12 protein-coding genes are annotated in these 12,262 nt (G+C 53.3%); 9 read left to right on the top strand and 3 right to left on the bottom strand.

What is annotated here, in order from left to right; translation table 11 throughout:
• Positions 1–92 precede the first annotated feature (92 nt).
• Positions 93–1,256 carry an AMP-binding protein gene (locus OO731_RS00290; protein ID WP_264890205.1) on the top strand — a complete coding sequence of 388 codons (1,164 nt, stop codon included), beginning with the start codon at positions 93–95 and terminating at the stop codon, positions 1,254–1,256.
• Positions 1,257–1,287: 31 nt separating this feature from the next.
• Positions 1,288–2,502: a thiolase family protein gene (locus tag OO731_RS00295; protein ID WP_264890206.1), complete on the top strand. Its 1,215-nt coding sequence runs from the start codon at positions 1,288–1,290 to the stop codon at positions 2,500–2,502.
• On the opposite strand, the gene OO731_RS00300 is transcribed toward OO731_RS00295, so the two are convergent.
• Positions 2,499–4,850, bottom strand: coding sequence for a fibronectin type III domain-containing protein (locus tag OO731_RS00300; protein WP_264890207.1), 2,352 nt, complete (start codon positions 4,848–4,850; stop codon positions 2,499–2,501). The genes OO731_RS00295 and OO731_RS00300 overlap by 4 nt on opposite strands.
• A 103-nt stretch (positions 4,851–4,953) precedes the next feature.
• A complete protein-coding gene (locus OO731_RS00305) occupies positions 4,954–5,295 on the bottom strand; it encodes a DUF2200 domain-containing protein (protein WP_264890208.1) in 342 nt (113 codons plus the stop codon).
• 91 nt (positions 5,296–5,386) lie between these two features.
• On the opposite strand from OO731_RS00305, the gene pdxH reads away from it, so the two are divergent.
• Together pdxH and OO731_RS00315 are read left to right on the top strand one after the other, a co-directional pair.
• Positions 5,387–6,040: a pyridoxamine 5'-phosphate oxidase gene (gene pdxH, locus OO731_RS00310; protein ID WP_264890209.1), complete on the top strand. Its 654-nt coding sequence runs from the start codon at positions 5,387–5,389 to the stop codon at positions 6,038–6,040.
• Positions 6,037–6,783: a DUF429 domain-containing protein gene (locus OO731_RS00315; protein WP_264890210.1), complete on the top strand. Its 747-nt coding sequence runs from the start codon at positions 6,037–6,039 to the stop codon at positions 6,781–6,783. The genes pdxH and OO731_RS00315 overlap by 4 nt, the downstream gene beginning before the upstream one ends.
• 10 nt (positions 6,784–6,793) lie before the next feature.
• Here the strand turns inward: OO731_RS00315 and OO731_RS00320 are convergent, their stop codons facing one another.
• Positions 6,794–7,312 (bottom strand): heme-binding protein, encoded by a 519-nt coding sequence (locus OO731_RS00320; RefSeq protein ID WP_264890211.1) that lies wholly within the window; start codon positions 7,310–7,312, stop codon positions 6,794–6,796.
• Positions 7,313–7,370: 58 nt separating this feature from the next.
• Between OO731_RS00320 and OO731_RS00325 the strand changes: the two genes are divergently transcribed.
• From OO731_RS00325 to OO731_RS00345, 5 genes are all read left to right on the top strand, one after another.
• Positions 7,371–7,748, top strand: coding sequence for a DUF393 domain-containing protein (locus OO731_RS00325; protein WP_264890212.1), 378 nt, complete (start codon positions 7,371–7,373; stop codon positions 7,746–7,748).
• Positions 7,745–8,650, top strand: a complete 906-nt coding sequence (locus OO731_RS00330; RefSeq protein WP_264890213.1) for a TIGR01777 family oxidoreductase — start codon at positions 7,745–7,747, stop codon at positions 8,648–8,650. The genes OO731_RS00325 and OO731_RS00330 overlap by 4 nt, the downstream gene beginning before the upstream one ends.
• Positions 8,651–9,052: 402 nt before the next feature.
• On the top strand, positions 9,053–10,387 hold the full coding sequence (locus OO731_RS00335; protein ID WP_264890214.1) for an ABC transporter substrate-binding protein: 1,335 nt from the start codon (positions 9,053–9,055) through the stop codon (positions 10,385–10,387).
• Positions 10,388–10,513: 126 nt separating this feature from the next.
• Positions 10,514–11,386, top strand: coding sequence for a sugar ABC transporter permease (locus OO731_RS00340; protein ID WP_264890215.1), 873 nt, complete (start codon positions 10,514–10,516; stop codon positions 11,384–11,386).
• Positions 11,386–12,207, top strand: coding sequence for a carbohydrate ABC transporter permease (locus tag OO731_RS00345; protein ID WP_264890216.1), 822 nt, complete (start codon positions 11,386–11,388; stop codon positions 12,205–12,207). Before OO731_RS00340 ends, OO731_RS00345 begins: the two co-directional genes overlap by 1 nt.
• Positions 12,208–12,262: the final 55 nt, after the last annotated feature.

The raw sequence follows: 12,262 nt of genomic DNA on the forward strand, positions 1-12,262 counted from the left end.
TTTCTTTTACCCCTGAGCAGACCTATTCTTTACTCGTTGATTGTGTCAAAAACCCGATGAAGTTTCCGTCGGTCCTCAGATAGGAACCCACAGTGCTCGTCGCTCTTCTAGAGCCCTCGCTCGGGCAGTCGATCGATGCGGCAATGAGGGTTAGAAGAAACGGAAATGTTCCACTCATCGGAGATTATCGGTGGGAGCCAGAGTTCTGGGCTTCTCTAATTGAAAAATATGATTCGGCTCCGACTCCTCCAGGGGTAGCCTGGGCGGCATTTAGCGGTGGCAGCACGGGTAGCCCTCGGGTCATTATCCGAACTCATGAATCCTGGCAAAACTCTTTTGCGCCACTTAACCAGCTCCTGCAACTAACTGCTGATGACACTTTTTATGCGCCGGGCTCCACAGCTTCTTCAATGACGCTTTTCTCGATTGCCCATGCCCAAGATCTTGGGGCAGACCTTGTTCTCGGCGCCTCTGTCGGAGTTCATGCCGCCGACCTATCGGCCGCTACTTTCTTCCACGGCACGAGCACCTCGTTCGAGCAGGTGCTCGCTCTTTTAGAGCGCGGAAACCCAAGTCAATTACGCGTCGCGTTAGTTGGAGGAGAAAATACCACTCCGCAGTTGCGGGCTCGCGCACAGGCTCTCGGTATAACAGTGGTTGCTTACTATGGCGCGGCCGAGCTGTCTTTCGTGGCCATAGACCCAGATGGCTGCGGGCTCCAAGCTTTTCCCGGTGTTGACCTTGAGTTGCGCGATGGCATTCTTTGGTCGCGTTCCCGCTATCAAAGTTTGGGCTATTTGGATGGTGTTGCTGGTGCGCTGCAGAAAGATGACGATGGCTGGGCCACTGTCGGCGACATCGCAGTTTGTGAGTCAGTTCACGTTTTAGGAAGCCAGGAAGACCGATACCGAATTTTGGGTCGATCCGACGGTGCAATACTCACAGCAGGCGCCACCGTGATTCCCGAAGAGGTTGAGGCGGTTCTGAATCAAATCGATGGCGTGCAAGCAAGCGTGGTTTTTGGGCTAGCCACGGCCGGCGGCATTTTGGTAGCGGCTCTAATTGAACGGTCACCTCAGAACCCCGCACACAATCTCGAATTCTTCAGGCAACAAACGGTTGCGTCACTTTCACCTACCCACCGCCCTAGAATTTGGTTTGAAACCACCGAAATTCCTAGGACTGCCGGCGGAAAAATTGCCCGCAATTTGGTGGCAAAGCTTGCCATGCAAAAGGCTCTGTCAAAACTCCAGTAGTTCACTAAATCGGCCAAGAAAGGCTCTGCACTTGCACAAGACTTTGGTTAGCGCCAACACGGCGGTCATTATCGGTGCCAAACGCACACCGATTTCTACCCGTGGTGGTCGATTAGCTAAGGTGCCGGTCGAGAACTTGGCCGCTGCCGTGATTAGTGCAGTTAGCGCCGAAGCGCAGAAATCACTCGAAGTGCAAGGGGCTGGGGTGGCTATCGGCGGCGTGTATTTGGGTAACTGTATGGGGCCGGGTGGCAACCTAGGCCGAGTAAGTGCGTTAGCAGCCGGCCTACCGTTGTCGGTCCCGGCTATGACCATTGATACCCAATGCGGCAGCAGTTTGTCAGCAATCATGACAGCGGCATCAGCCATCGAAAGTGGTCTGATTCCAAGTGGGCAGCTGGCGATCGCTGGCGGTGCTGAAAGCGCTTCAACGGCTCCAACAAGATCTATCGACGGCGTCGCCTACTCTCGAGCCCCCTTTGCCCCTGCCGGTTTTCCCGACCCAGACATGGGGCCCGCAGCCCAGGCGCTCGCCGTGAAACACAACATCGCTAGACCAATTCAGGATGCCTACGCCGTGCGAAGCCATGACCTCGCAAGTGCGTTTGGGGCAAAGGGTGGCTTTGAGCCAGAAATAGCGATGTTGCCAGAGCTTGAAGCTGACGATGCTCCTCGCGAGGGCATGAGTGCCATGGTCGAGCGTTTCACCGGGCTTTATCCAGACCTGGCCCCGGCCGAGGTTGCCGTGACTGGCGGCAATTCCAGCAGAAACTCAGATGGCGCCGCAGCTGTTGCCTTGATTTCAAATGCCGCAAGATCTGCGGGCCAGCCTGGACTGGCCATCGTTGGAATGGTTTCAATCGGGGTAAATCCTGAATTGCCAGGAATTGGCCCAGTGGCAGCTGTGACCGAATTGCTGAACCAGTCGGGATTGACCATGGCCGACATCACCGCGTTTGAGATGGTCGAAGCCTTTGCAGCTCAGACTCTATCGGTGTTGCTGGGCCTTGGTTTGGCTCAGATTGACACCGACCAGCCCAATCAACTCACCGTTGACCCGCGAGTGTGCGCCAACGGCGGAGCACTGGCGTTGGGTCACCCGTGGGGGGCCAGCGCAGCCGTCAGCGTAGTCAGACTTTTTAGTCGCCTGGTTCGTGGCGGCGCACCAGCTGGGTCACTTGGTATCGCAACCGTTGCCGTCGGAGGCGGAATGGGTATGGCCGTATTGGTCGAGGTTGTGCGCTAGTAGGTCAGCGTGATCGTGGTCCTTCGATACTTGGTTTTCTCGCTCACAGTCGTTTTGCCCAAGGTGGTTCGGCTCGTGATTGATCCAGCCTTCGACATCATGTAGTCACAAACGGCCTGAGCACGGCGCTTAGCCAAACTCATGTCAATGCTCAGCACCGTTGGCCCCATTGTGTAGCCGGTGCATCGAATCTTCGTTGGGTCAGTCACCGAGTTCAAGAACGCATTCATAGAACTCTTCATGGCAGCTGTGAGTTCCCACGAACCGCCAGCAAACCCGCCAACTTCGATGGTGCGGCGCATAGGTGCAACTGTTGGAGTTGGTGTCGGGGTTGGGCTTGGTGTTGGGTCAACCGTCGGGGTTGGTGTTGGTGTCGGGGTTGGCTCAGCCGCTACGACAAGTTCGTTGGCAGCCGTGATAACTGGGTCCTCGGTAAAACGCAGAGTCAGTTCGCCAGCACGTTCGGCATTGCCCACAATTCTGGCTGTGTCACCGATGATCTGCCAAGCCGTTGCGCCCTCAACAATCGCAGAGTTCATCAGGGTAAGCACAATTGGGCTGGCAGCATCCACAACAACTTTCGGAGTAGAAATGTCGTCACCCTTTGACCACGTCACGGCCAGGTTCACAAAGTACTCGCGTTCATCACTGATGCGCGCCTTGGCAAGTTGGTCGTCCAGAAGTCGCCAGAAGATCACCTCAGTGCCGGCCGCCAGGGCATTGGCCGGAATCTGGATGCGCACCGAGTTGTCGGTTCCTGCAGCAACGGTTAGGTCGATGCTTTCATTTGCAACGATGTTCCAGGTCAGCACCTTTGACCGACTGCCCGGGGTTACACCAAGCAGCGAGTTCTGCACCCATTGGGCGGTCAGAGTTGGGTTCGTTGCCCCAACCGTGTATGTGTCGCCCGCAGCGTAGGGAGTGGCGCCTTCTTTCCAACCAGTAAACGTAAAGTTAGTGCGGGTTGGTCCGGCCGGCACAGTGAATGTGGCGCCAGCGGTTAACTCAGAGCCAGTTGGTAGTCCTGTTACTGGTGCCAACGTTCCTGATTCGTAGGTAAGAGTTCGTGTGGCAACGATTCCGGCCTTTACCGAGATCGGCAAAGAAGCCGCACCAGCACCGAAGGGGTTAATTGCCCGCAACTTAACTGATGTAACCACGCCGTTGGTTAGGCCCGATACCGTGATTGGTGAGCTGGTTGAAGCTGGGCTTCGAGTAGTCCAGGTCACACCATCATCGATGGAGTACGCATAGTTTGTAACTGCAAGGCCACCATCGTTTTCTGGCGGACTGAAGTTGATTGAAACCGAGCCGTCTCCAGCCGCGTAACTCTGGTTTGATGGCCTATCCGGGGTGCCGGTAGGCACAACCGAGCGGCCATAGGATGACGCCGAACCGGCAGCATTATTTGCCGTGACTCGAAGCGTATAGGCGGTTCCGTTGGTCAAACCGGTAACAGTTGAGGTTCTAGAGGTGCCAGGCACGGTGCCAAAAACCTTGAAGGTTGAGTCTGGCTGGCTTGATTCTTTGTATTCAACTAGATAGTTGTCTACGGCGCCGCCAGCACCTGGGTCCTTCCAGGTCACGGTTACTTGGCGGTCGCCAGGTGATACCGGCAGGTTGGCGTTGCTCAACGGGTAGCGGAACAGCGCAGCTGCAGCATCCGGTACGTTCCAGGCGCCGTCTGCGATAGCCGGGTTGAATCGGCTGCCGCTGCAAGATACCGAGCAAGAGTTCTTGATGATGATTCGGCTTGGGTGGTTGTTGCGTAGCGCGGGTGCCCAGGTCAGATTTTGACTCGCAACTTTCATGTCGTCCAGCCTTGCATCGAACCAGCCACCCGAAATGGCGCCCGATGAACTTTCAAAGCCAGTGAGGTATTTGTGAATAAGCAGGTAGTCGTATTGCAAAACGTCACGCGGGTCTGACACCCGGCGGCCGACTGCGACTTCAGCGCCCGGATAATCCAACAGCGCAATGCCGTTTAGAACACCATTCCAGTCTTCTTCGCCGCCACCTTCGGTGCCTCCGCTGTCCGCGCGATACGGCGAGTTTCCACCCATCGGCACGATGTAGATGTAAGTTTCACCGCTCTCTGGGTAGACGTCCAGAGTCTGGATGTTGTTTACCTGATCTGGCCAACTCACCATGTTTTGATAGAAGAGCCTTGTGATTTCAGTGTCGTTGCCCATGAAGACGGCAAAGTCGTTGTCGGCCAAAACCTTGAGCTGAACTTGGTTAAATACCGGTCCGGCAGGCGGCTGCGGCAAGTCGGCAGATGCAGCCGTTGGCACGAGGGCCTGCAGTAGACCCAAAATCAAAGTGAGTAAGACGGCCTTGAATTTCATGGCTAACTCCTATCAAAGTCAGAATCCGAATTACATACGGACTCGACTGAATGCTAGGTAGAAATTAGCGGGGCACTGATTTTTACATACATCTGTTCGTGCTCTACGAACGCAGGATTTTCTCCATGGCTCGGCCTTTGGCAAGTTCGTCAACCAACTTGTCCATGTAGCGAATCTTCTGCATCAGCGGGTCTTCAATCTCTTCAACTCTCATGCCGCAAATTACCCCGGTGATCAGGCCCGCGTTTGGGTTCAGGCGGGCGCGTTCAAAAAACTCGGTAAACGTGGCATCGGTGTTGATTTGTTCTTGAAGTTCTTCAGCGCTAAAACCGGTCAGCCAGCAGATAACTGCATCGAGCTCGGCTTTGGTACGGCCCTTTTTCTCAACCTTGGTTATGTAAAGCGGGTACACCCTTGAGAACGCCATCGAAAAAACCTTGTGCATGGGGCCAGTCTATTTTCAGTTTGGGTAAAGGGGTTAGGTTTATAAAATCAAAGCAAGGATGAGCCCGGGGCTCAACGCGAGAGGTGGGCACGTGGATTCTCTGAATCGCCACGAAGACTATGGCCAAGCAGCGCTTGACGAAGCCCACCTGGTAGCTGACCCAATTGAGCAGTTCAAAACTTGGCTGATTGAGGCTGAGGCAGCACAAATTTACGAGCCCAACGCATTTGTGTTGGCCACCATCGATGCAGAAAACCAATCGCGAGCCCGCACTGTTTTGCTAAAGGGCGTTGACCACCGCGGTTTCTTTTTTGCTACCAATTACCTTTCGCGAAAAGGTGAAGCGGTCGCCGCAAACCCAAGCGTCAGCGCTGTGTTCGGTTGGTACTCGATGTACCGGCAGGTTTTGATTCAGGGTGTTGCCGAGAAGGTCCAGTCAACTGAGTCAGATGAATACTTTGCCTCCCGCCCGCACGAATCGCAGGTGGCGGCCTGGTCAAGTCACCAATCGCAGCCAATTGAAAACCGCGCCGCCCTTGATGCCCAATTCACCGAAGCGCTGGCCAAATTTTCAAACACCGATGTCCCTAGGCCCGATTATTGGGGCGGTTATCGCATCATTCCAACTCGGATTGAGTTTTGGAAGGGCCGCTCGAATCGCATGCACGACCGAATTGAATATGTTCGAGAGGTGAATGCCGACGGCCAACCTGGCGAGTGGAAAGTTCAGCGACTTCAACCATGATGATCGCAGGGGTGGACTTAGCAGCTGAGCCAAAAGGCACAGCCTTGGCCCTGATTGATTGGATTCCTGGTCGCGCAGTGTTGACTGATTTACAACTTGGCGTCGCCGACGAGGCCATTGTTGCTGCAGCGACCGGTGTTACCAAGATGGGTATTGACTGTGCCCTTGGTTGGCCCGTCGAGTTCATAAATTTCGTAAATCTTCAAGCTGAAATCAGCACGGGTTCTCCGCAATTTGATGGCGGAATCGATTGGCGCCGCAAGCTTGCATACCGAGAGACTGACCGGCGCGTTCGGCAGGTAACTGGCCGTTGGCCATTGAGTGTTTCCACTGATCGCCTTGGCATGACCGCAATGCGCGCAACCGGTTTACTTTCAAAAATGGCTCACCGTGGAATCCCGATAGATCGCTCGGGGGTGGGCAAGGTCGTCGAAATTTACCCGGCGGCATCGATGCGAATCTGGGGTTTTCAAACCTCGGGTTATCGAGCCTCACGCGACATTCGAGCCCAGCTTCTCAAATCAGTTTTGGCCGAAGCCCCCTGGCTTGACCTTCAATCCAACACAGAACTGATGATTGAGTCTTGCGATGCCTTCGATTCTGTTATCGCCGCGCTGGCAGCTCGTTCGGCTGCGCTTGGTCAATACCAGGCGCCCGAGGCAGCTCTTATTGAGCAGGCAAAAATTGAAGGTTGGGTTGCCCTGCCGAACGCAAGCCTTGGTGGTTTGGTGCAAGCGGGCTAACTCCGAAGGGCTAGTCAGAAACTCTGACCAAAACCTCATTGCGCCTCAATGGCGGTGGCGTCAGCGGCGGGTTATAAACGGCACTGGACACCTCACCAATCGGCATTCTCCCGGCGGCAGAAACACCAGCCAGCAATTCGGCGCTCTTGGTCTCAAATACTCGGTTGTTCCAAACACCCCGATACCGCAGCGCGGCAAAAGTTCCAGCTTCAACTTTTCGCAACCGGATCGCCTGACTGCTCGGCACGGGTATGTGCTCGGGGCTAAAAGTTTTTGGGACCACGAACGATACTTTCCAGCCAGCTGCCGCAGGAATTTGCTGCACGGGCGAAGTCATGGCAATTTTCTGACCACGTGAGTTATCGCCGCTGATGTAACTGAAAAGGCGGTTGAACGCTTGGTTAGAGGCAGACCGCAGGTCCTTGACTGTTGATACGTCGCACTCGGCTAGCCAATATTCCGAATAGTGCCGTATCTCGATGTCACCAATTTTGCTCAGCACTCGGTACTCGGGCTTTTCAATTGCCATTCTTAGATACCTCCATTGGCCTCACCTCAACACTACGACGCAGGTTTAGTATCAGACCATGGGGCAAATTAAACCGGTATTGATCTTTGACGGCGACTGCGGTTTCTGCACGACCACCGCAAATTACATTCGTCAAAATTCCAGCACACCGATAGAAATCCATCCGTGGCAATTTATTGACGTCACTAAATACGGCCTGACCCAAGAGCAAACTATGGATCGAGTGTTCGTTGTCGAGGGCGTAAAGACCTTTGGTGGCCACCGTGCTTTTGCCAAAATCTTGTTGCTCCAGAAGAACCCGCTTTTCAAGCTGGCCGGTGCATTGATTATGTACACGCCGATAGCCTTGCTGGCTCGCCCGGCCTACCGGTTAGTGGCAAAGTATCGTCACAAATTGCCGGGTGGCACGCCTGCCTGCAAGATTGAGCCGCGTTGAAACCAGTCGTAATCGCTGGCGGCTCTGGAACTCTCGGCAGAGCGCTCGCTAACCACCTCGCGGCCCGAGGGCACCGGGTCTCAATTTTGAGCCGCAACCCAAAGTCTGATTCTGGCATCCCTTCAATTAAGTGGAACGGTATCGATGCCGAAGAGAGTTGGGGGAGCCAGCTAAGTGGCTGCATTCTTATCAACCTTGCCGGCGAACTTGTTGACCGGGTGCCAACGCAAGAAAACATTGACCTTCTTGAGCGCTCACGCGTGCTGCCAACCCTGGCGCTAGTTTCTGCTTCAAACCGGTTTGGCGCACCTAGCCTTTGGTTGCAGATGAGCACACTCGCTATCTACGGTGATGCCGGTGAGCGCGAATTGACTGAAATCAGCCGACCTGCAGAAGGCCCTCGGCAGATGGCCGGCGTGGCCAAGGCCTGGGAGGCAGCCATGGCGGGAGCAAAAGCTGACCGCACTGTATTTTTGCGAACGGCTGTTGTGCTGCAGCCAAACTCGCCAGCGCTTGATCGGCTTTTGACCATAACCAAGCGGTTCATGGGCGGCACGGTGGGTGATGGCCAGCAGTGGGTTTCTTGGATCCACATCGATGACTTCTTGCGCGCAATTGATTTCATCATCGACCACCCGAGCATCTCTGATGTAGTTCATGTCTCTAGCCCGGTGCCGATCAGAAACCGCAACATGATGAAAGCGCTTCGAGTTGCATTAGCTCGGCCTTGGGTGCCGCCGATTCCGAGGTTTGCAATTCAACTTGGCGCACGGTGGTTATTTCGCACCGATCCACAGTTGGCCCTGACCGGCCGCCGAGGGCTTCCAAACCGGCTGTTGCGCGATGGCTTTGAGTTCAAGTTCCCTACTTTTGAGGCTGCCCTTCAGGACTTGCTCAAATAATCACGCTTCAGCCGTCGTGATGTAAATGAGATGTTAAGTGCAAAATTTTGCAGAAAACTGTAATCGTTTACAGGAAAATAATTCTATTTTTCAAGAACCGTCGACATCGGCCTGCCGTGCCAGGCTATGAGCCTGAAGCCCTTATTAACAAAGGGAGAGCCTAAAAACTTATATCGCTCACAAGCAGGGCTGACCGAACACCGATGAGGCCAAAAACATTCCAAATAGCCCATATGTTTCAAATTGCTAACGAAAACTGTAAACGCTACCTGAGAGCAAAATCAGTGGGTAAATTTGGTGTTGGTCATGACGCGTAACCTATGCGTTTTGCTCATCCACAAATCGAGGTTCCTTAGGTCCATCAACTACCTGAGACCAACCTCCATGAAAACAGGAGAAAAATTGATCAAGAAACTTATTGCTGTTGCAGTAACAGCTGGTTTGGTCACCACTCTTTCAGCTTGTGCACCTGCCGAGACCGGCAATGGCGCAGCTTGTGAGACCAAGACCAAGGTAACCATGCTTGGAACCATCAAGATAGAGATCCAGGACGAGTTCCTAGCTGCTGTTGACGAGTACAACTCATCACAGGAATGCTACGAAGTTGAGTCAATTGCTGGTACCCCAGACCTTACCTTCCTAGCTAACGTCACACCGATGTACGCAGCTAACGAAGCACCGACCATCATGTACACCCTTCAGGAGATCCCTGACATGGCCGACAAGGTTATGGACTGGACTGGAACTGAACTTGCTGGCCTAGCTGGCGAGGGCCTTCTAGCAGCAGCTACCATCGACGGCAAGATTGTTGGTGTTCCATCAACTGCTGAGGCTTTCGGTCTTCTATACAACAAGGACGTCCTTGACGCCGCAGGTGTAGACCCAGCTGCAATCGCAACTCGCTCAGACCTAGAGGATGCTTTCAAGGCAATCGAGGCTTCAGGCAAGGGTGCTATCCACTTCTCAGCTCTATGGTGGTCACTTGGTGCACACTTCACCAACAAGTACTTCGCAATGGCAGCTGAGGACCACGAGGGTCGTCTAGCAGTTCTTGACGGTCTTGCAGACGGTACTAAGGACCTAGACGCTGACCCAGTGTTCCAGAACTGGCTAGCTACCTTCGAGCTACTAAAGAAGTACAACGCTTCAACCCCGAACCTAACTGACACCGAGTACGACGAGGCTCTGCTAAACCTTGCAGATGGCAACGTTGGTTTCTGGTTCATGGGTAACTGGGCTGAGCCAAACCTAATCACCAACGGTGCAGGCACCGACTTCGGAATCATGCCTCTACCAATCAGCGATGACGCTGCCTCATACGGCAACGACTCAATCTCAGTTGGTGTTCCTGGTTACTTCATGATTGACAACGAGCAGTCGACTCAGGAAGAGCGCGATGGCGCTGTTGACTTCCTAACCTGGTTGTACACCACTCCAGAGGGTCAGCTACACGTTGCAGGTTCAGTTGAAGACGGCAACATGAGCTTCATCCCTGTTTACAGCGGCTTCACCGTTGAACCAACCACTTTCATGGCTAAGCAGATCTCAGAGTACGTAACTGCTGGCAAGACCATCGAGTGGATCAACACCTACTACCCAGCTGGCGGCCAGGACCTATACGGTGCTTCAGGCCAGAAGCTAATCACCGGCAAGATCACCGGCGCTCAGTACGCTGATGAAATTGAGAAGGCCTGGCTTGGCGTTGCCAAGACCTGGCGTGGCGAGAAGGTCGAGTAAGTTCTAACGAACTTGACTTTCTAGTCGAATAGTTTCAAATAGGACCATCCTGAGGCGGCAGATACCGCCTCAGGATGGTCCTAAACTCTTAGTAACCAAGCAACACATGAAAGCCAGGAGGCAGGAATGCACAAGGGCAAAAACATCAAAAAATTCCTGATATTTGCATCAATACCGCTATCGATATTCTTCATCGTTCTAGTGGTTCCTTTCAGCCAGGGTCTCTTCCTGACTTTCACCGACTGGAACGGCTTCGACTTCAACAAGTTCGTTGGACTTGAGAACTACGCACGTTCCTTCGAAGACGAGCGCTTCTGGGCGACTCTAGGGTTCACCGCCTCATTCGTGATTGTGTCAGTCGTATTGACCAACGTTGTGGCCTTCTCGCTTGCGCTTTTGGTAACCGCCAAACTACGCAGCGCTAACATTTTCAGAACCTTTTTCTTCGTGCCAAACCTCATCGGTGGTGTGATCCTCGGTGTTATCTGGCAATTCATCTTCAACCGTGCATTGGTATCGGTCGCCAAAAACTATGAATGGCCAGAGTTCTTCCAGTCATCATGGCTAAACGAAACCGACACAGCCTTCTGGGCGCTCATCATCGTGACTACCTGGCAGGCTTCTGGTTACATGATGATCATTTACATCACCGGTCTTATGAGCGTTGAACAAGATGTTCTCGAGGCAGCCCGAATTGACGGTGCCGGTGCACTTCGCACTCTGTTCTCTATCAAAATGCCTTTGATGGCTCAGGCCTTCACAATCTCGCTATTCCTAACCTTACGTGCCGGCTTCATGGCCTACGACGTCAACGTAGCACTTACCGGTGGTGGCCCATTCCGCACCACTGAGCTCATCTCGGCACACATTTTCAACGAGGCTTTCGTTTACGGAAACTTTGACACCGGACAATCAAAGGCAGTCATGATGTTCTTGATCGTGGCTATCGTAGCTACAGTTCAGGTGGCCATTAGCAAGCGCATGGAGGTCCAGCGATAATGAAGAAATCAAAACTAGGTCTCAGAGTCACCTTCTGGGTGGGTGGAGTCCTTTCCCTAATCTATGCGTTCCCATTCTTCTTGGTTTTGGTCAACTCATTTAAGCCAAAGCGTGAAATCCTTCAAAATCCGCTTTCCTTGCCCATCGAGTTCACTACCGACAACTTCGAGCAGGCCATCAAGAAGATGGACTTCTTTGCCTCGCTAACCAACTCAGTCGTAATCACTGTTTTCTCAGTGGGCGCACTGATTTTGGTTTCTTCGATGTTGGCGTACTACCTGTCACGCATGCACAACAAGTTTTCTAAGGTCACCTTCATGATCTTGGTCGCTTCGATGATCGTGCCGTTCCAGGCTTTAATGATTCCATTCATGGGTTTGTTTGCGCCGATTCTTTCGATCAACGACCGTGCGTCACTTGTGTTCTTCTATGTCGGTTTCGGTGTTGCCCTGTCAACCTTCTTGTACCACGGCTTCATTTCGAACATTCCAACCGAGCTTGATGAGGCAGCAGCACTAGATGGTGCTAGCGACTTCACTATCTTCTGGAAGATCATCTTCCCGATGCTTTCACCAGTCACCGCTACCGTGGCAATTGTTAACGCACTGTGGATCTGGAACGACTTCTTGCTACCGGTTCTGACACTTGACCGTGACTCACGAACCCTTCCATTGTCTACCTACCTTTTCTACGGTCAGTATTCAGCAAACTACGGTCAGGCTATGGCGGGTCTACTGCTTGCAGTTATCCCAATCATTGCCTTCTACCTAATCCTGCAGCGCCAGTTCATTTCAGGTATCTCAAGCGGTGCCGTGAAGTAAATCAGCCAAAGAAAAAGAGCCCTCTGCTACAGGGGGCTCTTTTTCTTTAGCTAGA

The sequence above is a fragment of the Rhodoluna sp. KAS3 genome (genome assembly GCF_026000575.1).
GTDB lineage: Bacteria > Actinomycetota > Actinomycetes > Actinomycetales > Microbacteriaceae > Rhodoluna.